The sequence below is a fragment of the Nonomuraea sp. NPDC000554 genome, from assembly GCF_040300065.1.
GTDB lineage: Bacteria > Actinomycetota > Actinomycetes > Streptosporangiales > Streptosporangiaceae > Nonomuraea.
Map to the genome: position 1 here is coordinate 51,982 of NZ_JBEPDC010000013.1, position 21,882 is coordinate 73,863.

Below are 21,882 nucleotides of genomic sequence, written 5' to 3' on the forward strand. Positions count from 1 at the left end.
TCCTCTCGGAGTGGCAGGTAGCTCACAAAGTGTCAGATAAGTCGCCAAAGGTGCACGAGTTCCATGGTTCGGGTGGCAGCTATCAAGATCATCTTCTATAGTTGCGCAGCGTCGATGAGGGGAGGACGGGCGTGAGACTCGGGCGCTTCGCCGTGATCGTCGCCGTCCTTGCCGGGCTGCTCGGGCTCCCCCTCCCCGCCGCCGCCGACCCCGACGTCGGCGAGGTGCGCAAGCTCACCAAGCAGGCCGCCAAGCTCAACGTGCTCTACCGCGGGTCGATCCAGAGCCTGGAGGAGATCCGCATCCAGGTCAAGAAGGCCACCGACAAGTCCGCCTCGCTGCAGAAAGACCTCGTCCAGGCCAAGGCCGACGTCGCCACGATCGCGCGGAACTCCTACATGACCGGGCCCCTCGACGGCATGCAGCTCTTCTCCTCCCCGGGCGACCCGTCCCAGATGCTCGGGCACGCGGCCGTCCTGCAGTACCTGGCCGACGAGCGCGCCGGACGGGTGCGACGCATCCAGACCCTGGTCGAAGACGCCAAGAAGGCCAGGGCCGCCGCCGACGACAAGATCGACAAGCTGAAAAAAGAGATCAAGAACATGCAGGGCAAGCGGCGCGAGATCGAGCGCCTGCTCGCCAAGTTCGGGATCCAGAAACCCGGCGGGTCCGAGGGTCTGACGCCGCGCATGATCGCGGTGCGGGCCGAGATCATGGGGAAGTTCCCCATGCTGTACGGCGTCGGCTGCCTCCGCGCCGGTGACCCGGGAGAGCACGGCAAGGGGCGGGCCTGCGACTTCATGATGTCCCGCGGCGGGACGATGGCCACCGGCGCCGACGCCGACCGCGGCGACGCGCTGGCCGAGTGGCTGATCCAGAACGGGGCGCGCATCGGGGTGATGTACATCATCTGGAAGCAGCGGTACTACGACATCCGCTCGGGCGGCGGCTGGGACCCGATGTCCGACCGGGGCGGCGTGACGGCCAACCACTACGACCACGTGCACGTCTCCGTCTTCTGACGGCGGGCCGTCCCGCGCCCGCCGACCGGAGGAGGAGTGGCGGCGGGCGCACGCATCGCTCCCCGCCGCCTTCGACTGCCGCTGCTGACTCCATCACCCCGGCCAGGCTGCCCTATGACACCCCCTCACCGCTGCGCGAACGGGTGTGAAGGAGCGGAAGGGGGCGTCGGGTCAGGAGGCGTCGGGGGAGAGGCGGTTGCGGAGCCAGGTGTAGGAGGCTCGCGGGGTGCGGCGCTGGGTGTCGAAGTCGACCTGGACGAGGCCGAAGCGCTGGTGATACCCCTCGGCCCATTCGAAGTTGTCCAGCAGCGACCAGACGAAGTAGCCCCGCACGTCCACCCCCTCGGCGCCGGCCTGGTCGAGGGCGGTGAGGTGGCCGTCGAGGAAGGCGATCCTGTCCTGGTCGTCCAGGGTGTCCTCCGTCGAGCAGCCGTTCTCGGTGATGTGGATCGGCGGGAGCGCCGCGCCGTACCGGTCGCGCAGGCCCACCAGCAGCTCGCGCAGCCCGTCGGGCACCACCGGCCAGCCGAAGGCGGTGGTGGGGTGGCCGGTGATGCCGAGGTCGGTGAAGGGCAGGCCGTCGTCCGTGGGGGCGCCGATCCGGGTGGGGTTGTAGTAGTTGACGCCCAGCCCGTCGAGGGGGGCGGAGATCACGTCGAGGTCGCCGTCGCGGACGTCCATCTCCACCCCGTACGCCGACAAGTCGGGGTACGTCCCCAGCAGGACGGGGTCGTTGAAGAGGCGGTTGTGCAGGGCGTCGTAGGCGTCGGCGGCGGCCCGGTCGGCCTCGGAATCGGATCCGGGCCGGACGGGGGTGCAGTTGTTGGTGATCAGCACCTGCTCGGCGCCCGACGCCCGCAGCGCCTGGACGGCCAGCCCGTGGCCGAGCAGCTGGTGGTGGGCCACCGGGAGCGCGTCGAGCAGCAGGGCCTGGCCGGGGGCGTGGATGCCCAGGCCGTAGCCGTAGGCCATGTGGATGAACGGCTCGTTGAGCGTGATCCACATCTTCACCCGGTCGGACAGCCGGTCGGCCACAATCGCCGCGTATTCGGCGAAATATTGGGAAGTGTCGCGGTTCATCCATCCACCGCGGTCCTGGAGCGCCTGCGGCAGGTCCCAGTGGAACAGGGTGGGCGCGGGGGTGATGCCCGCGTCGAGCAGCCCGTCCACCAGCCGCTCGTAGAAGTCGAGCCCCTTCGGGTTGGCCTCGCCGGTGCCGGTGGGCTGGACGCGCGGCCAGGCGATCGAGAAGCGGTAGGCGTTCACCCCGAGTCCGGACATCAGCGCGATGTCCTCCGGCCAGCGGTGGTAGTGGTCGCAGGCGACGTCGCCGGTGTGCCCGTCGCGGGTGCGTCCCGGCTCGTGCGAGAAGGTGTCCCAGATGGAGACGCCCCTGCCGTCCTCCGTGACGGCCCCTTCGATCTGGTACGCGGCCGTGGCCGTGCCCCACAGGAACATCCAGCACCTCCGTTGTGAGTATGGCTCATGTTAACGGACCGGAAAGTCCCGGACTGTACCAGCTGGTAATAGGCGAGGATGGTCGCATGACGAGTACCTTGCGCCGCCGTCCGGCCCAGCGCCGCAGCGTGGAGAGGGTCGAGCGGATGCTCGACGAGTGTGCCCTGCTGCTCGACCAGGTCGGATACGACGCGCTGACCACCAAGGAGGTGGCCCGCCGGGCCGAGGTCCCGATCGGCACGTTCTATCAGTTCTTCTCCGACAAGCAGGGGCTGGTACGGGCCCTCGCGGTGCGCAACCTGGAGGCCTTCCTCACCAGGGTGACCGAGCGGATCGCCACCGCCGACCTCGCCCACTGGACCGACCTGGTCGACCTGGCCGTCGACGAGTTCGTCGAGATGAAGCGCACCACCCCCGGGTTCGCCGTGGTGGACTTCGGCGAGGTGCTGCCCACCCCCGGCGGGCCTCCGCTCGAAGGCACCAAGCGCTCCCTGGACGCGGCGCTCGACAACAACGTCATCGTCGCCGACCGGCTCAGGTCCCTCGTGCTCGACCTCGTCTCCAGCGCGGGCGACGTGCCGACGGGGCCGAGCCTCGACCGCGCGATCCTGGTCGCGGTCGAAGCCACCGACGCCGTCCTCAAGCTCGCCTTCCGCGTCCACCCCGACGGCGACCCCGACCTGATCGTCGAGACCAAGCGGCTCGTCCGCCGCTACCTCTCCGAGCACCTGTCCTAGAGGGCTGACGCGGGGCGGTCAGCGCGGCTCGTCCAGGCGGGCGCGCAGCCGATGACTGTGCGACCTGAGCACATTCCATGTCAACCGGTTGACCTGGAGCGCGCTCCAGGTGCGATGCTGGTTCGCGTGAGTGTCTACACACCCGCCGAAGTGGTCGAGGAGACCGGTTTCAGCATCGACACGCTGCGCTACTACGAGAAGATCGGCCTGCTGGCGCCCGTCGAACGCAACGCGGCAGGGCAGCGCCGGTTCAGCGATCAGGACGTGGGCTGGCTGGGCATGGTCCGGTGCCTGCGCGACACCGGGATGCCGATCGCGGAGATGGTGCGGTTCGCCCAGCTCACCCGGGAGGGCGAGCACACCCTGCCCGACCGGATCAAGCTGCTCGAGGAGCATGACCGCCGGGTCCAGGGCCAGATCGCCAAGCTCGCCGAGCGCCAGCGGTACATCCATCACAAGATTTCCTACTACCGCAGCGTCCTGTAGCCCTGCCTTTGAGGTCCGGTTGTTAGACCAGCAGCATGGCCGGACCGAGGGCGAAACGGATCAACATCCTGCTGCGCCGGGTCGCGCGGCTGTGCGCCGTGATGCTGTTCGCCCTGCTGGCCAACGCCACCTACCTCCAGGGGTTCAAGGCGCCGAGCCTCAACGCCGATCCGCGCAACCAGCGGACGCTGATCGGCCGGTTCGACCACCCGCGCGGCGACATCCTCACCTACGACGGCACGACCATCGCAAGGAGCCTCCGGACGTCCGGCCCGTACCCGTACGTGCGGACCTACCTCGGCGGCGAGATGTACGCGCCCGTCACCGGCTACGACTCCCTCTACCGGACGACCGGCGTCGAGCAGGCGCAGGACGCCGCGCTGCTGGGCGACGACCCCCGGGTGCGGGTGCGGTCGATGGTCACGGACGGCACCGTGCGGGGCGCGGACGTCATGCTGACGATCAGCGACCGCGTCCAGTGGGCCGCCTACCAGGGGCTCCAGGCTTCGGGACGCTCCGGGGCCGCGGTGGCCGTCAACCCGGCGACCGGCGCGATCCTCGCCATGGCCAGCTACCCGTCCTACGACCCCAACGCCTTCACCACCTTCGACCCCAAGGCGCTGGCGCAGGCGGACGCCCGGCTCAGCGGGGACCCGTCGCGTCCCCTGGTCAACCGCGCGATCGACCAGACCTACCCGCCGGGCGCCGCCTTCGAGATCGTCACGGCCGCCGCCGCGCTGACCTCGGGCGAGTACGCCCCCACCACCAGGCTGGACGCCCCCGCGGCCCTGCCGCTCCCCGGCACCGACGAGCGCCTGTGGAGCCCGGACGGCCGCCCGTGCGGCAGCGGCCGTCCGTCGCTCGCCGCCGCCTTCCGGCTCTCCTGCGACACCGCGTTCGCCTCGGTCGGTCTCCAGCTGGGCCAGGACACGATCCGCGAGCAGGCCGAGGCGTTCGCCTTCAACGACGACCTGCGCATCCCCCTGGAGGTGGCGCCGAGCACCTACCCCGCCAACTCCCTGGACAGGCCGCAGACCGCGATGTCGGCCATCGGCCGGCACGACGACAGCGTCACCCCGCTGATGGCCGCGATGATGTCGGCGGCCGTGGCGAACGACGGCGTGCTGATGCGCCCGTACCTCGTGGAGGAGGTGCGCCTCGCGGACGGCTCGATCATCAACCGCGCCGACCCGGCCCCCTACCGCACCGTTCTCCAGCCGGACCAGGCCGGGAAGCTCGCCGCGATGATGTCGGCGGGCGCCGGCCCGGCGTGGGCGGGCGCGTCGGCGGCGGTGCCGGACGTGGCCGTGGCGGCCAGGGCGGCCACCACGGAGGGCGGCCACACCCTCGTCACCGCCTTCGCCCCGGCGGGTGCGCCGCAGGTGGCGGTGGCGGTGGTGCTGGAGGACGGCGGCTCGACGTCGGCCGAGCTGCTCGTCCGCGGCATCCTGGAGGCCGCCCTCGCCTGACGTCCGGCCTCGACGGCCGGCCGGGGGCAGACCGCTCTGACGGCCCCGACCCGCCGCGGGGTGCACTGCTCCCCGACCTGCGGCGGGCCCCGACGGCCCGGGTCAGCGGTAGGCCGAGGACTGCAGGGTGTAGAGGTCGGCGTAGAGGCCGTCGAGCGTCATCAGGGTCTCGTGGTCGCCCTGTTCGACGATCTTGCCGTGGTCGAGGACGTAGATGCGGTCGGCGTACCTGACGCTCGCCAGGCGGTGGGTGATCAGGACGACCGTGCGGCCGTCGGAGTGGCTGCGGATGCGTTCGAACAGGGCGTGTTCGGCTCGGGCGTCGAGCGCGGCCGTGGGTTCGTCGCAGATGAGCAGGGGAGCGTCGCGGTGGAAGCCGCGGGCCACCGCGATGCGCTGCCACTGGCCGCCCGACAGCTCGTGGCCGTCCTTGAACCGCCTGTCGAGCAGGGTGCGGTAGCCGTGGGGCAGGTCGGCGACGACCTCGTCGGCGCCCGCCACGGCGGCGGCCGCGTGCAACGCCTCCTCGCCCTTGTCGGTGCCCATCGTGATGTTGTAGCGGGCGGTCAGGGGCCAGCGGGTGTGGTCCTGGGCGATGACGGCGGTGCGCAGGCGCAGCCCCTCGGGGCTGACCTCGCGCAGGTCGACGTCGTCCCAGGCCACCGTGCCCGAGTCGGGCTCGTACAGGCCGGAGAGGATCTTGGCCAGGGTGGACTTGCCCGAGCCGTTCTCGCCGACGAACGCGATGATCTCGTTCTTCTTGATCTCGATGGAGACGCCGCGCAGCGCCGGCGAGCCGGCGCCGGGGTAGGTGAAGGTGGCGTTCTCGACAGTGATGCGCTCGAAGGACTCGGGGGCGGGGACGGGGCGGGGCCCGGCCAGGCGGCGTTCGGCGGCGGCGCAGAACTCCAGGAAGTCGGTGAAGTACAGGCCCTCCTCGTAGAGCCGGTTCGTGGCGAACAACAGGTTGGACAGCGACGTCTGGCCGGACCTGATCGCCAGCACGGCGGTGCCCGCCACGGCCAGCGGGATCGCCGCGATCGACAGCAGGACGCCGAGCGCCACGTAGACCAGCCCGGTGCCCGCCCCGCCGAGGGCCTCGCCGACCAGCCGCGCGGTGGTCTGCCGCTTGGCCAGGCCGAGCATGACGTCCTGCTCGGCCCGTGCCACCGCGTCGTACATGCGCAGCAGGAAGCCGCGCATGGTGAACGAGCGGACCTCGCCGGCGGGCTCGCGGTCGGCGAGCAGCTCGGCGATGATCCACTTGCGGCGGTGCGCGGGGATGAGCGTGTAGAGGGTGGAGTAGCGCATGCGGGCGCTGCGCACGGTGGCCCACGCGTCGGGCAGGACGGCGAGCACGAGCAGCGGCAGCAGCACCGGGTGCAGCACGCCCAGCACCCCCGCCACGGCGGTGAGCCCGACGAGGGCGGTGACCACGTTGATCGCCGAGGTCACCACGGAGTCGGCCATCGCCACGCCGCGCGCCCTGGCCCGCTGGAGCGCGTCGTGGAAGTCGGGGTCGTCGTAGGCCACCAGGTCGACCTGGCTGGTCAGGCCGTACAGTCGCTCTTCGGTCAGGCGGGACACCTGCGGGTCGAGGCGCGCCTGGGCCCAGCCCGCGCCCGCCTGCAGGGTGGTGCGCAGCACGGCCGCCGCGCCGACCAGGAGCAGGCTCGGCAGCGCGGCCAGCACCCGCTCGGGGGTGGGGCCCTCCTGGAACAGCGCGTTGAGCACGCCGGTGGTCGCCAGCAGCCCGAACGCGGTGAATACGCCGCTGAGCAGGTTGAGGACGATGGTGGCCACGGTGTCGCGAGGGCTGGCCCGCCAGGCCATGCCCATCGCCTGGCCCACGAGGGACGGCAGCCGCCTGGCAATGGTGAGGAAACCGACTTCAGCCATCTTGTCCGTGTGGGCGTGCCACTCGGAAAGGGAGATCTCGCCTAATTCGAGGGGCTCTTCAGGCATACTCTGAGTGTGCCCTCAGGCACCGACAGTTCTCAGACGAATTACGTATGGGCGCGAGACGTAGTTGGTGTCACACTCTGAGTGATGCTGCGATCCGCCGACCCCAGCGATCTGCCGGCCCAGCCCAACCTGTTCGTGGGCCGGGAGTCCGATGTGGACGAGCTCGTCCACCTGATGCGCGTCACGAGGGTCGTCACCCTCTGTGGCGCGGGCGGCATCGGCAAGACCCGGCTGGCCCTGCGCCTCGCCGCCAGGGTCGCGCCCGAACACACCGGCGGCGTGCGTCTCGTCGAGCTGGCCGACCTGGAGAAGGGCGCCCTGCACGGCCAGGTCTGCGCCGCCCTCGGCGTCGCGGGCGACCTGCCGGAGGCGATCGGCGGCAGGCACGTGCTGCTCGTCCTCGACAACTGCGAGACCGTGATCGCCGAGTGCGCCGAGCTCTCCCGTGACCTGCTCGGCGCGTGTCCCGGCCTGACCATCCTGGCCACCAGCCGCGAGCCGCTGCGCGTTCCTGGAGAGACCGTGTGGCGGGTGCCGCCGCTGTCGCTGTCGGGTGACCCCGCGCGGTGCGAGGCGGTGCGGCTCTTCCAGGCCAGAGCCGTGGCGGCCAGGCCCGGCTTCGAGCTCACCGACGAGGTGCTGCCGCACGTGGTCGAGCTGTGCCGGGCGCTCGACGGGCTGCCGCTCGCGATCGAGCTGGCCGCCGCGATGGTCAGGGTGCTGTCGGTCAGGCAGCTCGTCGACCGGCTCGACGACCGTTTCAGACTGCTCGCCGGCGGCGCCCGCACCGCCCCCGCCAGGCAGCGCACGCTGCGCGCCGCCGTCGACTGGAGCTACCGGCTGCTCAGCCCGCAGGAACGGTTGCTGCTGCGCCGCGTCGCCGCCTTCCGCGCCTGCTGGACCCTCGACCTGGCCGAGTGGGCCTGCGCGGGCGACGGCCTGCCCGAGGAGGACGTCCTGCCCCGCCTGTGCGACCTGGTCGACAAGTCCCTGGTCGTGCTCGACGGGGAGATCGCGGGCGAGGCCCGCTACCGGCTGCTGGAGACCGTCCGCGAGTACGCGCTGGAGCAGCTCGAAGAGTCGGGCGAGGAGACCGCGCTGCGCCGCGCGCACCTGACGGCGATCGCCAGGCTGGCCACCGGGTTCAGAGCGTCCGTGTCGCCGGGCGCGCGCACGCACTGGCCGGTCATCGAGCGCTACGGCACCCTCCTCGACGGGCTCAGGAGCGAGATCTGCGCCGCCCTCGACTGGTCGATCGCGTCCGGACGGCCCGAGGCCGCGCTCGAGCTGCTGACCGACCTGCGCTACCTGCTGGTCGCGGCCGGCCGGATCACGGGCCTGGAAGGCCGCCTCGACCGGCTGCTCGCGCTGGACGCGCCCCACGTGCCGCCCGGTCTGCGCGGGCAGGCCGCCATCCTGCGCGGCGAGCTGGCCGTTCCGCGCGGAGACCTGGAGACGGCTGCCCGGTCCGCGCGGGAGGGGCTGGAGCTGTGCAGGTCGGCGGGCGACGAGTACGGCCAGGCGGTCGGCATGATCCTGCAGGCCCGCTCCACGGGCGAGCAGGAACCCCTGGGCGCGGCGCTGGAGTCGGCAAGGCAGCGCGGTGACCCGATCCTGGAGTCGATCGTCCAGGGCACCAGGGCGCTCATCGGCCTCTACCAGGGCAGGTTGAACGAGGCGCAGCGCGGCTTCCAGGAGGTGCTGGCACTCAGCGAGCGGCTCGACAACCACTGGGCGCGGTCCAACGCGCACATCGGCCTGGCGCAGGTGGCGCGCCGCACCGGCGACACGGCCTCGGCCCGGCGGCACTACGAGTCGAGCCTGCGCCTGCTGCGCCACGTCGACGCCAGGCAGCAGATCATCAGCTGCCTGGCCGGGCTCGGCGGCGTCGCGCTCGACGCGGGCGAGCTGGGGGAGGCCAGGGCCAGGCTCACCGAGGCGCTGCTGCTCAGCCGCGACGCGGGGCTGCGCGAGAGCACCGCCCGGCGGCTGGCGGCGTGGGCGAGCCTGGTCGCGGCGGAGGGCGACCACCGGCGGGCGGTCCTGCTCACCGCGGCCTCCCTGGCGCTGCGCGGACGCCGGCCCGACGCCGGAACCGAGGAGATCCTGCGGCCCGCCCGCGACCGGCTGGGCGAGGCCGTGGTCGCGCTGCTCTGGGCCGAGGGCACGGCCATGACCGCCGACGGGGCCGTCACCTGCGCGCTCGGCGGCCCCGTGCCCGACGTGGTCCCCGAAGACCTCGCTCCCGTCATGCAGGAGAGCCGGCTCACCGCGCGGGAGCGCGAGATCGCCGAGCTGGTCGCCAGGGGCCTGAGCAACCGGGCGATCGCCGACGAGCTGGTCATCAGCCCGGCCACCGCCGCCCGCCACGTCGCCAACATCCTGTCCAAGCTGGGCTTCTCCACGCGTACGCAGATCGCGGCGTGGGTCGTCGCCAGCCGCTGACCTGGACGTCTCTACACATCTTCCGGCCCGCCGGGTTACACCCTCGAATGGCCATCTCGACGCATGTGCCGTTCCGGTCCGCCCGCCTACCGTTTCTGGCGTGTGATCCGCCGCACCCGCGCGCCCGTGCGGGCCCGCGCCGCGGCTGGTCCGCCGGGGACGTCACGCGTCCCGGAAGGGCTGGGCCTCCTCGGAGGGGTGGGGGCCCGGCCTCGGGCGCGTGACAGCGGGCTCGAGCCGCGCAGGGCTCGGGCCCGCCCGCGACGCCGCAACCGCCCGGCCGCCTCATCCCGCCGCCGCGCCCGGCTACCCGGCCCGCGACACCACACCGCCCGGCCGCCTCATCTCGCCGCCACGACGCAGCGCCTGGTCGCGACGCCGCATCGCCCGCCGTGCCGCTTGGGCGAGCCCGGCGTGAGCACGCGACCCGCGGTGGCGTGTTGCACATGGCTCTACATACATCGGCGGATGCTGGGGCCCCGATGCCCGCCGTACGCTTCGCAAATATGAAGCCGTCCGCCTCGTCCACCGTCATCCACGAGGTGTTCGGCCGGGCCTACGAGCGAGGCGACCGGCCGGCCCTGGTCGACGTGGGGGCGGGGCTGGCCTACGGCTACCGCGCGCTGGTGACCGAGGTGACCAGGGCGGCCTCGGGGCTGGTGCGCAGGGGCGCCAGGCGGGACCAGGTGGTGGGCGTGCAGGTGTCCACGGCGGGCGCGCAGACCCTGGCGGTGCACACCGTGCTGGCGGCGGGCGGGGTGGCCGCGCCGATCGACCCGGCGCTGCCCGTCCGCGAGGTGGCCGCGCTGCTGCGCGAGTGCGACGCGCGCACCCTGGTGGTCACCCCCGACCTGGCCGAGAGCGCGGCGCTGGCGGCCGACGAGTCGCGGGTGCGGCAGGTGATCTCGCTGGGAACGGCGCTCGACGCGCTCGACTTCGGCGACCTGCTCGCGCTGGAGCCCACCGCGCTGCCGGTGCTCGATCCGAAACGCCAGGACGCGCTGGTGCTCGCCGGCGGCCACCGGCTGGCGCACGCCGACCTGGTGGGCCTGATGGAGGAGCTGGACCTGCCGGTACGGCTGAGCGAGTCCGACGCGGTGCTGGTCGCCTGGCCGCCCGACGGCGGTTGCGGCCTCGTCGCGCTGGTGGGCCTGGCGGTGAGCAGGGGCGCGCTGCTGGTCTGCGCCGGCGGCCTCGACGCCGCGAGGCTGCCCGGCCTCGTCCGCGAGTTCGGCGTCACCGCGGTCAGCGACCGCGCGGGCGCGCTGGAGCGGCTCGGCTGAGTATGCGGACCTGTTATCCGCGCACTCCTTGACGGCCCCAGTGATTAGTGCGTTGATTAGCCCCACTGACAACGTTGTCAACCCACCCATTCGGGGCTTCGAAGGGACGGTGTGCGATGCGACGACGGTGGTTGGCGGCCGTCGCGATCACTATGGCGAGCGTGCTGAGCCTGTCCGCGTGTGGCGGAGGCGACAAGGCGGCGCAGACGCCGGCAGGTGGCGGCGGGAAGAAACAGGTGGAGGTCTTCTCCTGGTGGACGGGCCCCGGCGAAGCCGACGGCCTGAAGGCGATGAAGGAGATCTTCGAGAAGCAGAACCCCAACTTCACCTTCTTCGACGCCGCGGTCGCCGGCGGTTCGGGCGACAAGGCGAAGGCGCTGCTGCAGTCCAAGCTCGACGCGAACACCCCGCCCGACACCTTCCAGGGCCACGCGGGCGCCGAGCTGCAGGGCTACATCAAGGCCGGCGACCTGGAGGACCTGAACTCCCTGTACGACGAGCTGAAGCTGAAGGACGTCTTCCCCTCCCAGCTCATCGACCAGATCAGCGTCGACGGCAAGATCTACTCGGTGCCGGTGAACATCCACCGCTCGAACGTGCTGTGGTTCAACCCGAAGGTGCTGAAAGACGCGGGCATCGCCGCCGCGCCGAAGTCGGTCGACGAGTTCATCGCCGACCTGCAGAAGGTCAAGGCCAAGGGCAAGATCCCGCTGTCGATCGGCTCCGAGTGGACGGTCGTCCACCTGATGGAGAACGTGCTCCTCGGCTCGCTCGGCACCGACGCGTACAACGCGCTGTTCAAGCCGGGCGGCAACTGGGCCGCCCCGGAGGTGACCAAGGCGCTGGAGAACTTCAAGACGATCATGTCGTTCGCCGGCGACCCGCAGGACGACTGGCAGCCCGCGGCCAAGCAGGTGGCCGACGGCCAGGCCGCGTTCACCATCATGGGCGACTGGGCCTACGGCTACTTCCACAACCCGCCTGACGGCGGCCTGGGCAAGAAGTCGAAGGAGGACTTCGACTGGGCGCCCGCGCCGGGCACCGAGGGCACGTACCTGTGGCTGTCCGACAGCTTCACCCTGCCCAAGGGCGCCAAGAACCGCGACGGGGCCATCGCCTGGCTCAAGGTCGCGGCCAGCAAGGAGGGCCAGGACGCGTTCAACCCGAAGAAGGGCTCCATCCCCGCCCGCAAGGACGCCGACCAGGCGCTCTACACCGACTACCTGGCCGACGCGCTGAAGGACTGGTCGAGCAACAAGCTCGCCGGCTCCATCCAGCACGGCGTGTCGGTGAACCAGCCGTGGCTGGCGGCGATCACCGAGGCGGTCGGCCTGTTCATCGGCAGCAAGGACGTCGCGGCCCTGCAGAAGGGCCTGGTCGACGCCGCGCAGGCCAACGCGCAGTGACAGCACGGGTACGGCAGGCCGCGCGCCTGCCGTACCCATGGAGGGAATGGTTGTGAGGCGGGCACGCGGCTGGCTGCCGGGACTGCTCCTCGTCACCCCGTCGATCATCGCGATCGGCGTGTTCGTGTACGGCATGCTGGGCTGGAACTTCCAGCTGGCCATGACCGACAAGCACAGCGAGGTGGCCGAGGGGAAGTTCGTCGGGCTGAAGAACTTCATCGACCTCTGGGACCTGCCCAGGTGGCACATCTCGGTCAACCACGCGATCGTCTTCACGGTCGTGTTCGTGCTGGGCGCGCTGCTGCTCGGCTGGCTTCTGGCGTTCCTCATGGAGAAGGGGATCGCCGGGGAGGGCACGTTCCGGGCGATCTACCTGTTCCCGATGGCCATCTCGTTCGTCGCGACCGGCATCGTGTGGCGGTGGCTGATGAACTCGGGGATGGACGAGCGGGCGGTCGGGCTGAACCGGCTGTTCGACGCGATCGGGTTGCCGCAGTGGCAGTGGTTCCGCGACCCGGACTGGGGGATGGCCGCGATGGCCCTGCCAGCAGTCTGGCAAATGTCCGGATATGTCATGGCGTTGTTCCTGGCGGGGTTCCGCGGCGTGCCCGAGGAACTGCGCGAGGCCGCGCGGGTCGACGGGTGCACCGAGTGGGGCGTCTACCGGTACGTGGTGCTGCCCATGCTGCGGCCCGTGACCCTGTCGGCGCTGATCATCCTCGGGCACATCTCGCTCAAGGTGTTCGACCTGATCGTGGCGGTGTCCGGCAAGCAGATCATCACGGACGTGCCCGCGGTCTTCATGTGGGTGGCGGTCTTCGACTCCCACGACCCGGCCAAGGGAGCCACGATCGCCGCGTACATCGTGCTCAGCGTGGCCGTCTTCGTGATCCCGTACCTGATCTGGTCCGTGCGTAAGGAGAGGCGCTCATGACGGCGCCCATGACGACGCCCATGACGAGGCCCATGACGACGGTGGCCGCGCGCCGGAAGCCGCGTCCCTGGGTGCGCCTCGCGGCCCTGATCGTCTTCGCGGTCGTCTTCCTGATCCCGATCTACGTGCTGCTGGTGACCAGCTTCAAGCCGCTCACCGAGGCCGACCCCACCCAGGCCTGGAACCTGCCGCACACCTGGACGTTCGAGGCGTGGCGGGTCGCCTGGGAGAAACTGGGGCCCGGCCTGTGGAACAGCGTGCTGCTGGCGGTGCCGGGGTCGCTGCTGTCGTGCGTGCTCGGCTCGATGAACGGCTATGTGCTGTCGAAATGGCGCTTCCCCGGCGCGGACGTGCTGTTCACGCTCTTCCTGTTCGGCATGTTCATCCCGTACCAGGGCGTCATGATCCCGCTGGTGCGGCTCCTCGTCGGGCTGAACGACCTGACCGGGCTGCAGGGCGTCTTCTACGGCGGCATCCCGGGGCTGGTGCTGGCGCACGTCGTCTACGGCATCCCGATCTGCACGCTGATCTTCCGCAACTACTACGTGACGATCCCGGACGAGCTGATCGAGGCGTCGCGGGTCGACGGCGCGGGCATGCTGCGCACGTACTGGTCGGTGGTGCTGCCGGTCTCGGCGCCCGCCATCGCGGTCGTCATCATCTGGCAGTTCACCTCGATGTGGAACGACTTCCTGTTCGCCGTCTTCCTCACCGGGCCGACGAGCTGGCCGGCCACGGTGGCGCTGAACAACATCGCCGGCGCCCAGGCCACCCCGTACAGCCAGCAGATGGCGGCGGCGATCCTGGCGTCGATCCCGACGATGCTGATCTATCTCCTGCTCGGCCGGTTCTTCATGCGCGGGCTGATGGCGGGCGCGCTCAAGGGATGAGGGCGGGGTTCGCCACGTGCTTCGGCCGTTCGCCGCGCACGTAGCGGGCCACGTCCCGGGCCACGATGGCGGCCGCCTTCATCGCCGTCTCCTTGCTGGCGCCGGCCAGGTGCGGGGTCATCACCAGGTTCGGCGTGCGGAGCAGGCGCGAGCCGGCGGGGATGGGCTCCTCGGGGAAGACGTCCACGGCCGCGCCGAACAGGTGGCCGGAGTCGAGGGCGTCACACAGCGCGTCGTAGTCGAGCAGCGAGCCGCGCGCGCAGTTGACGATCACGGAGCCGGGCGGCATCGCGGCGATCTGGGCGGCGCCGATCATGCCGGCGGTCTCGGGGGTCGCGCGGGCGTGCAGGGACAGGAAGCGGGAGCGGGCCAGCAGCTCGTCCAGCTCGACCTGCCCGGAGATCTGCACGTAGGGGTCGTAGACCAGGACCTGCGCGCCGAAGCCCTCCAGCATCCGGGCCACCCGGCTGCCGATCGCGCCGTAGCCGACCAGGCCGACCGTGCTGCCCTCCAGCTCCGGGCCGACGTTGTCATAGGTGTAGTAGTCGCCCCGCCAGACCCCGGCCGCCAGGTCCGCGTGGGTCTGGGGGACGCGGCGGGTGGCGGCCAGGAGCAGCGCGAGCGTGTGCTCGGCGGTGGCCACGGCGTTGCGTCCGGGCGCGAAGGTCACGGTGACGCCCGCGCTGGTGGCCGCCTCCAGGTTGGCGTTGACCGGGCCGCCCCGGCTGACGCAGAACAGCTTCAGGTCGGGGCAGGCGTCCAGGACGCGCTGGGTCAGCGGGGCCATCTGCGTCACGCACACCTCGACGCCGCGCAGCGCCTCGATCAGCTCCTCCTCCACGTCGGACGCCTCGTCGACCTCTCCCACCCGGCCGAACGGCACCACCGGCCAGGGCAGGGTGAGCTCGCGGATCTCCACCTCGCCGGGAACCTCGCGCCTGAGCGCGTCAATGAACAGGCGGTTCTGCACGAAGTGGTCGCCGGCGGCGAGGACTCGGGTGGTCAACGAAGGGCTCCAATCGGGGAGTTGTACTGCAGGATCGCGACCTGCCCCGCACGCAGCCGCAGTTCGGTGACGGCGCAGTTGTCGAGGCGCGGGAACAGCCGCCGGTACTCGCCGAGCGGCACCCCGATCAGCCGGCACAGCGCCAGCCTGATGGCGGTCGTGTGCGCGACCACCAGCACCCGGCCGTCGGGGTGGGCGCCGGCGATGTCGGTCAGGGCGGCCACGAAGCGGCCCGCCGCCAGGTCCGGGTCCTCGCCCCCCGGCAGCGGGTGCTCGGCGGGGTCGGCCTCGAAGGCGGCGCGGGCCGCGGGAAAGCGCTCGTGCATCTCCGCCGAGGTCAGGCCGTCGCCCTGGCCGAAGTCCAGCTCGCGCAGCCGGGCGTCGGTACGCAGCTCGACTCCCGCGGTGGCGGCGCTGGCCTCGGCGGTGACGCGGGCCCTGCTCAGCGTGGACGACCACACCGCCGACAGGCCCGCCTTCCCCGCCCACCCGGCCAGCTGCCCGGCCTGGGCGTGGCCGCGCGGGGTCAGCTCGACGTCGCTGAGGCCCGCGTAGCGGTTCTCCGCGTGCCAGACGGTCTCGCCGTGCCGCACCAGAACCAGGTTCGTCATCGCGCGGTCCTCTCACGGGCGTGGTCGGCGGCGTTCGGGGGAAGCCAGCCGCGTTTCTCCAGTTCCTCGACGAAGCGCAGGTACGGCTCGTCCAGGTCGGCGCCGGACGGTTCGACGATCTCGCGGGTGCGGACCATCCCGGCGGAGGACTCGGCCGGGCCGGCCGCCAGCATCGCCATGCCCAGGGCGGGCTCGGCGTTCTCCCTGAGCGTCACCGGCCGGCCCAGCACGTCGGCCCTGAGCTGGTTGCCGAACACGCTCCTGGTCGCCCCGCCGGTCAGGATGATCTCGCCGTCGACCGGGGCGCCGAGCAGGTCGAGGTAGTCGAAGCAGAGCCGTTCGACGAACGCGGCCCCGCGCAGGATCGCCGCGTACCGCTCGACGTCGTCAGTGGGCTCGCCGAGCGTGAACCCCTCGGCCTCGGGCGCGGCGAACGGGAACCGCTCACCCCGCGAGACCAGCGGATAGGTGGTGGGGACGGACCGGCGCCGGGCCGGGCCGTAGCGGGCGGTGGCCGCGTCGCTGAGGGCGTCGAGGTCGCGGCCGGGCAGGTCGCGGGCCAGGACGCCCGCGCCGGTGCTCGACGCTCCACCCGGCAGCCACGACCCGTCGGGGGCGCGGTGGGAGTAGACGACGCCCAGCGGGTCGTGGATCAGCTCCCTGGTCACGCCCTTGAGTACCAGGGTGGTGCCCAGCACCGAGTTCCAGCTGCCGGGCCGGGTCGCGCCCGCGCCGAGCTGCGCCGCGCACCCGTCGGTGGTGCCCGCGATCACGGGTGTCCCCTCGGGGATGCCCGTCTCGGCCGCCGCCTCGGCGCAGACCGTGCCGAGCACGCTGCCGGGACGGACGACGTCCGGCAGGATCTCCGCGGGCACGCCCAGCGCGTCGAACACGTCCGACGGCCAGCGCTCGTCGATCAGGTGCACGCCCGTCTTGAGCGCGTTGCTCAGGTCGGTGGCCACCTCGCGGCCCACCAGCCGCCGGTTGACGAAGTCGTTCTGGTGCGCCAGCCGCACGCCGGAGGGCGCGTCGCGGAGCAGCCACAGCAGCTTGGGCAGCGCCCAGTTGGCCTGCATGCGCTGGTAGCCGAGCTGCCGCCAGACGTGCGCGCCCGCCGCGTTGACCCGGTCGACCTCGGCCGCGGCCCGCCGGTCGTCGTACATCAGCCCGGGGGTCAGGGCCCGGCCGTCGCCGTCGGCGAGCAGGACCGTTCCCGAGGTGGCGTCCACCGCCACCCCGCGCACCAGGCCGGGTGGGACGTCGCGGAGCGCCTCGCGGGTCGCGGCGGCCAGCTCGCGCCACCACTGCTCGGGGTCCTGCTCGTGGCGGGGGCCGTCGCGGTGGCTGGTCAGCGGCCTGCCGGCCGCGCCGAGCACCCGCCCGTCGCCGGCGACGGCCATCGCCTTGACACTCTGGGTTCCGAGGTCGATGCCGATCCAGACGCTCATGAGCGGCTCCGCATCTCGGCCAGCAGCGGCCAGGACCGGGCGCCGGCCTCGCGCAGGGCGAGGAAGTCCCGATAGGCGTCGCCGTACGGGCCGGTCCGGGGGTGGACGGCGGGGCGCAGCCGCACGTGCGTGTCGGCCGCCTGCTCGACGCCCGTTGCCGCGCCCGTCGCCGCCAGCCCCACGAGGAAGGCGCCTCTGGCGCCGACCTCGGCGTCGGCCGAGCGGAGCACGGGCAGGCCGGTCACGTCGGCGATGAGCTGGAGCCAGACGGCGCTCGCCGAGCCGCCGCCGCTCACCCGCAGCTCCTCCGGCCGGTGGCCGGAGGCGGCCAGGCAGTCCTGGACGACCAGCGTCAGCCCTTCGAGGACGGCCCTGGCGACGTGCTCGCGGCCGTGCTCGAACGACAGGCCCTGGAACGCGCCCCTGGCCAGCGGGTCGGAGAACGGCGCCCGCTCCCCGGCGGGCGACAGGTAAGGCAGGAAGGCCAGCCCGCCCGCTCCTGGCGGGCTCGACGCGGCCAGCTCGCCCAGCTCGTCGGGGGTCCGCAGGCCGAGCAGGCGGCAGGCCCACTGGATCACCTCGACCCCGGCGAAGGTGGGGAAGGCGCGCAGGTAGCCGCCGGGCATGGCGATGGTGATGCCGACGGGGTCGCCGTCGAGGTCGGGCCGCTCGACGACGGCCTCGGTGGACAGCGTGGTGCCCAGGATGCTGCACGCCTGCCCGGCCCGCACCGCGCCCGCGCCCAGCGCGGTCGAGACGATGTCGTACGGGGCCATGACCACCGGGGTGCCTGCCGGGAGGCCGAGCTGCTCGGCGGCCCGGCCGGTCAGCTCGGCGACGCGCCGGGTGTCGTCGCGCAGTTCGGGCAGCAGCCGTTCGGCCCACTCCAGGCCGAACAGTTCGAGCAGCTCGGGGGAGTAGGCGCGGGCGCGCAGGTCCATGAAGGGCGCGGAGGCGTCGGACTCGTCCGCGGCGAGCAGGCCGGTCATCCGGAAGAAGATCCAGCCGCCGCACGTCAGGTTGGCGGCGGAGCGGGCGAGCCGGTCGGGGTCGTGCTCGGCCAGCCAGGCCAGGATCGCGTGCGGCAGCCCCGACGCGGCGGACGAGCCGTTGAGCCGGAAGGCGCGCTCGGCGACCCCGGAGCGGGTCCAGGAGTCGACGGTCGCGGCGGCCCGGCCGTCGTTCCACAGGATCGCCGGCCCGGTGGGCTCGCCCGTCTGGTCGACCAGCCAGACCCCGTCGCCCTGCCCGGTCACGGCGAGGAAGTCCACCCTGTCATGCCCTGGGCCGTCACCGTCGAGCTGGGCGGCGGCCTCGCGCACGGTGCGCGTGACCGCGTCCCAGACGGCGTCCATGTCCTGCTCGGCCCAGCCGGGCGCGGGACGGGACACGCCGGTCTCGTGCCTGACGACCACGGCCTCGGCGCCCGACCCGGTGTAGCCGACGGCCTTGATCACCGTGGTGCCCGCGTCCACGCAGATGACGGCCATCAGGCGCGTCCGTGCGAGGTGCGCGACTTGCGCGCGACCGAGTCGACGACCACCGCGAGCAGCAGCACCACGCCCGTGACCACGAACCTGATCGACGAGTCGAGGTTGAGCAGCGTCAGGCCGCTGGAGATCGACTGGATGACGATGATGCCGAGCAGCGCGCCGAACGCGGTGCCGCGCCCGCCGAACAGGCTCGTCCCGCCGATGACGGCCGCCGCGATGGCGTTCAGGTTGACGTCGCCCGAGCCGCTGCTCTGGTTGGCGGCGGCCAGCCGGGCGGCGGCCAGGATGCCGCCCACCGCGGCGAACGTCGAGCAGAGCACGAACACCGAGGTGTAGATCGCCCTGACGTTGATGCCCGCCCGGCGCGCGGCCTCGACGTTGCCGCCGACGGCGTAGACGGCCCTGCCCCACTTCGTCCGCGACAGCAGGTAGTGCATGATCAGCACCAGGGCCACGAAGAAGACAAACATCCAGCCGACGCCGCGCGTCTGGCCCAGGTACCAGACCACGAACGCCAGCACGGCCAGCAGCGCCACGCTCCTGACGATCAGCGTCGACAGGCTCCTGGCCGACAGCCCGGCCCGCCGCCGCTCCCGCGCGTGGAAGAAGCCGCTGGCGAACAGGCCCGCCGCGGCGATCACGGCGAAGCAGTACGACAGCCAGTCGGGGACGAAGTCGAGCTGCGCGAAGTTCACCAGGCCGGAGTCGAACGGCAGGTTGATCGAGCCCTTGCTGCCCAGCACGTACAGTTGCAGGCCCAGGAAGGCCAGCAGACCGGCCAGCGTGATCACGAAGCTCGGCACTCCGAAGCGGTTGAACAGCTGCGCGTACACCCAGCCGATCACCGCTCCCATGATCACTGAGGCGGCGATGGCCAGCCAGACGGGCAGCCCCTGGCTCACGAAGAGCACCGCGAGCACCGCGCCCGACAGCCCGCTGACCGAGCCCACCGACAGGTCGATCTGGCCGACCAGCAGCACGCAGACGATGCCGAGCGCGATGATGCCGACCGCGGCCGACTCCAGCGTGAGGTTCACCAGGTTCGCGCTCGACAGGAAGATCGGATTCAGGATCTGCAGGACGGTCCAGATGACGATGAGCCCGACCACGACGGGGATCACGCCCAGGTCGCCGCCGCGCGCCCGCTCGACGATGTCGGTGATCGCGCCGCGGAGCCCTTCGCGGCTCTGCAGCCGCTCGTCCTGGCGGTCGGTCGTCACGTTCACGAGGTGAACCCTTCCTTTCGGCGCGACTGGCGCTGGGACACCACGTTGTCGGTGGCGCCCGTGATGGCGGCGATGATGTCCTCGGTGGAGACCTCGCCCACGTCGAAGACCCCGTTGTTGCGGCCGAGCCTGAGCACGGCCACGGTGTCGGCGACGGCCTTCACGTCCGCCATGTTGTGGCTGATCATGATGACGCCGAGGCCGTTCTCGCGGAGCCGCTCGACCAGGTTGAGCACCTCCGCCGTCTGGGCGACGCCCAGCGCGGCGGTCGGCTCGTCCAGGATGATCACCTTCGGGTCGCCGAGCAGCGACCTGGCGATGGCCACGGTCTGCCGCTGGCCTCCTGACAGGGAGGCCACCGGGACGCGGACGCTGGGGATCTTCGCGGACAGCTGCCTGAGCAGCTCCCACGAGCGGGTCTCCATCGCCACGTCGTTCAGCCGGAACGGCCGGACCTCCTGGCCCAGGAACAGGTTCTGGATCACGTTGAGGTTCTCGCAGAGCGCCAGGTCCTGGAAGACGGTCGCGATGCCGAGCTTGTGCGCCGCCGCCGGGGTCGGGATCTCGACCTCGCGCGACTCGAAGGTGATCGTGCCCGAGTCCGGCGGGTGCACCCCCGACAGGATCTTGACCAGCGTGGACTTGCCCGCTCCGTTGTCCCCGACGACGGCGACGACCTGCCCCGCCGCCACGTCGAGGTCGATGCCCGTGAGCGCGGCGACCGCTCCGAAGGTCTTGCTGATCCCGCGTAGGGACAGGACGCTGTCCGTCTGCTGTGTGGGGGACAAGGCTGCTCCCTACTTGATGCCGAGCTCGGCGCAGCCCTTGGCGTACTCGCCCTTGCACGCGTCGGCGGCCTTCATGATCCCGCTCTGGAACAGCACCTCGTTGATGTTCTCCTTGGTCACGACCGTCGGGACGAACAGCTGCGAGGGGGTGTTGTAGAGCGTGGTCTTGCCTGCGGGCTTCTTGCCCTGCATGAACTGGTAGGCGACGTCGGCGGAGGCCTCCGCCACGATCTTGATCGGCTTGGAGATCGTGTTGTACTGGTCGCCGTTGATGATCCGCTGCGCGGCGGCGAGCTCGGCGTCGTTGCCGGTGATCGGCGGGACCTTCACGCCCGCCGCCTTGAACGCCGCGATCGAGCCGCCTCCGGTGCCGTCGTTGGCCGCCACCACGCCCGCGATCTGGTCGCGGAACTGGGTGACCTGGCCGCTGACCCAGCTCTGCGCCTTCTCCGGCTGCCAGTCGGGAGTGTCGTACTCGGCCAGCAGCTTGAAGCCGCTCGGGTCGACCGCGCTGTGGATGCCCTTCTTGATCAGCCCGGCGGCGGCGTCCGTCGGCGAGCCGTTGACCTGGAGGATCCCGCCCTGGGCGTTCTCCTTCTTGAGGTGGTCGACCAGCGACTGGGCGATCATCGCGCCGATCTTCTCGTTGTCGAACGAGATGTAGTAGTCGGCGGGCGTCGCGGGGATCGGCCGGTCGTAGGCGATCACCGGCACGTTCTGCGCCTGCGCGGACTTGACGATGGTGGCCGCGGCGGCGGAGTCGACCGGGTCGATCACGATCGCCTTGACGCCCTGCGCCAGCGCCGAGTTGGCCTGTTGCTGCTGCTTGGCCGCGTCGGAGTCGGCGTTCTGGTAGATCACCGTGCAGCCCGCGCAGAGCTGCTTCATCTTGGCCTCGAACAGCGGCTTGTCGGCCAGCTCGTACCTGGTCGAGGCGAGGTCGGGCATGAGGAAGGCCACCTTGGCGTTCTCCGCGCCGCCCGCGCTCTGGCCGGTGCCACTGGAGCCGGACCCGCACGCGGAGAGCGCCGAGCCTGCCAGAACCGCCACTGCGGCGAGAGCGGCGGTCCGCATCTGAGTTCTGTTCACGGGTTGTTTCCTCACTCGCTTCGTCCTCGCGGAGCCGGTTGCATCGCTTCCCCCGAGTGCCACAGCGCCGCTCACACACGGCGGTGACCTGTGGTGCGGCTCACGCTAGCGCGCGGTCGGAATATT

The 21,882-nt window shown here is 71.7% G+C and carries 18 protein-coding genes; 9 read left to right on the plus strand and 9 right to left on the minus strand.

Features of this window, described 5'->3' with window-relative positions:
* The first annotated feature begins 131 nt into the window (after nt 1–131).
* The gene (locus tag ABT294_RS24225) at nt 132–1,022 is read left to right on the plus strand and encodes a VldE C-terminal domain-containing protein (RefSeq protein ID WP_350808521.1); all 891 of its coding nucleotides are present in this window, start codon (nt 132–134) and stop codon (nt 1,020–1,022) included.
* Between the two features lie 171 nt (nt 1,023–1,193).
* Here the strand turns inward: ABT294_RS24225 and ABT294_RS24230 are convergent, their stop codons facing one another.
* Nucleotides 1,194–2,480, minus strand: a complete 1,287-nt coding sequence (locus ABT294_RS24230; protein ID WP_350808522.1) for a GH1 family beta-glucosidase — start codon at nt 2,478–2,480, stop codon at nt 1,194–1,196.
* An 86-nt stretch (nt 2,481–2,566) separates the two neighbouring features.
* On the opposite strand from ABT294_RS24230, the gene ABT294_RS24235 reads away from it, so the two are divergent.
* The 3 genes from ABT294_RS24235 (at nt 2,567) to ABT294_RS24245 (ending at nt 5,172) form a co-directional block, all read left to right on the plus strand.
* Entirely contained in the window at nt 2,567–3,217 is a 651-nt protein-coding gene (locus ABT294_RS24235; protein ID WP_350808523.1) for a TetR/AcrR family transcriptional regulator, read from the plus strand.
* Between the two features lie 126 nt (nt 3,218–3,343).
* Nucleotides 3,344–3,703: a MerR family transcriptional regulator gene (locus tag ABT294_RS24240; protein ID WP_350808524.1), complete on the plus strand. Its 360-nt coding sequence runs from the start codon at nt 3,344–3,346 to the stop codon at nt 3,701–3,703.
* Between the two features lie 35 nt (nt 3,704–3,738).
* Nucleotides 3,739–5,172 carry a penicillin-binding transpeptidase domain-containing protein gene (locus ABT294_RS24245; protein WP_350808525.1) on the plus strand — a complete coding sequence of 478 codons (1,434 nt, stop codon included), beginning with the start codon at nt 3,739–3,741 and terminating at the stop codon, nt 5,170–5,172.
* Between the two features lie 102 nt (nt 5,173–5,274).
* Here the strand turns inward: ABT294_RS24245 and ABT294_RS24250 are convergent, their stop codons facing one another.
* Nucleotides 5,275–7,137 (minus strand): ABC transporter ATP-binding protein, encoded by a 1,863-nt coding sequence (locus ABT294_RS24250; protein ID WP_350808526.1) that lies wholly within the window; start codon nt 7,135–7,137, stop codon nt 5,275–5,277.
* A gap of 84 nt (nt 7,138–7,221) precedes the next feature.
* Here ABT294_RS24250 and ABT294_RS24255 point away from each other — a divergent pair, with 84 nt between their 5' ends.
* From ABT294_RS24255 to ABT294_RS24275, 5 genes are all read left to right on the plus strand, one after another.
* Nucleotides 7,222–9,582 (plus strand): ATP-binding protein, encoded by a 2,361-nt coding sequence (locus ABT294_RS24255; RefSeq protein WP_350808527.1) that lies wholly within the window; start codon nt 7,222–7,224, stop codon nt 9,580–9,582.
* A 506-nt stretch (nt 9,583–10,088) separates the two neighbouring features.
* Nucleotides 10,089–10,865: an AMP-binding protein gene (locus tag ABT294_RS24260; RefSeq protein ID WP_350808528.1), complete on the plus strand. Its 777-nt coding sequence runs from the start codon at nt 10,089–10,091 to the stop codon at nt 10,863–10,865.
* 116 nt (nt 10,866–10,981) lie between these two features.
* The gene (locus ABT294_RS24265; protein ID WP_350808529.1) at nt 10,982–12,271 is read left to right on the plus strand and encodes an ABC transporter substrate-binding protein; all 1,290 of its coding nucleotides are present in this window, start codon (nt 10,982–10,984) and stop codon (nt 12,269–12,271) included.
* 46 nt (nt 12,272–12,317) lie between these two features.
* On the plus strand, nt 12,318–13,205 hold the full coding sequence (locus ABT294_RS24270) for a carbohydrate ABC transporter permease (protein ID WP_350808530.1): 888 nt from the start codon (nt 12,318–12,320) through the stop codon (nt 13,203–13,205).
* A 20-nt stretch (nt 13,206–13,225) separates the two neighbouring features.
* Nucleotides 13,226–14,095 carry a carbohydrate ABC transporter permease gene (locus tag ABT294_RS24275; protein WP_502912118.1) on the plus strand — a complete coding sequence of 290 codons (870 nt, stop codon included), beginning with the start codon at nt 13,226–13,228 and terminating at the stop codon, nt 14,093–14,095.
* Here ABT294_RS24275 and ABT294_RS24280 read toward each other — a convergent pair.
* Genes ABT294_RS24280 through ABT294_RS24310 form a run of 7 tightly spaced genes read right to left on the minus strand, consistent with a single transcriptional unit; the run spans nt 14,085 to nt 21,756 of the window.
* The gene (locus ABT294_RS24280) at nt 14,085–15,101 is read right to left on the minus strand and encodes a 2-hydroxyacid dehydrogenase (protein ID WP_350808531.1); all 1,017 of its coding nucleotides are present in this window, start codon (nt 15,099–15,101) and stop codon (nt 14,085–14,087) included. The genes ABT294_RS24275 and ABT294_RS24280 overlap by 11 nt on opposite strands.
* Nucleotides 15,098–15,712 (minus strand): histidine phosphatase family protein, encoded by a 615-nt coding sequence (locus tag ABT294_RS24285; protein WP_350808532.1) that lies wholly within the window; start codon nt 15,710–15,712, stop codon nt 15,098–15,100. The genes ABT294_RS24280 and ABT294_RS24285 overlap by 4 nt, the downstream gene beginning before the upstream one ends.
* Nucleotides 15,709–17,160, minus strand: a complete 1,452-nt coding sequence (locus ABT294_RS24290) for an FGGY-family carbohydrate kinase (RefSeq protein WP_350808533.1) — start codon at nt 17,158–17,160, stop codon at nt 15,709–15,711. Before ABT294_RS24290 ends, ABT294_RS24285 begins: the two co-directional genes overlap by 4 nt.
* Nucleotides 17,157–18,650, minus strand: a complete 1,494-nt coding sequence (locus ABT294_RS24295) for an FGGY family carbohydrate kinase (protein ID WP_350808534.1) — start codon at nt 18,648–18,650, stop codon at nt 17,157–17,159. Before ABT294_RS24295 ends, ABT294_RS24290 begins: the two co-directional genes overlap by 4 nt.
* Nucleotides 18,650–19,879, minus strand: a complete 1,230-nt coding sequence (locus tag ABT294_RS24300) for a sugar ABC transporter permease (protein ID WP_350808535.1) — start codon at nt 19,877–19,879, stop codon at nt 18,650–18,652. The genes ABT294_RS24295 and ABT294_RS24300 overlap by 1 nt, the downstream gene beginning before the upstream one ends.
* A complete protein-coding gene (locus tag ABT294_RS24305; RefSeq protein WP_350808536.1) occupies nt 19,876–20,667 on the minus strand; it encodes an ATP-binding cassette domain-containing protein in 792 nt (263 codons plus the stop codon). Before ABT294_RS24305 ends, ABT294_RS24300 begins: the two co-directional genes overlap by 4 nt.
* A gap of 9 nt (nt 20,668–20,676) precedes the next feature.
* Nucleotides 20,677–21,756 carry an ABC transporter substrate-binding protein gene (locus ABT294_RS24310; protein ID WP_350808537.1) on the minus strand — a complete coding sequence of 360 codons (1,080 nt, stop codon included), beginning with the start codon at nt 21,754–21,756 and terminating at the stop codon, nt 20,677–20,679.
* Nucleotides 21,757–21,882: the final 126 nt, after the last annotated feature.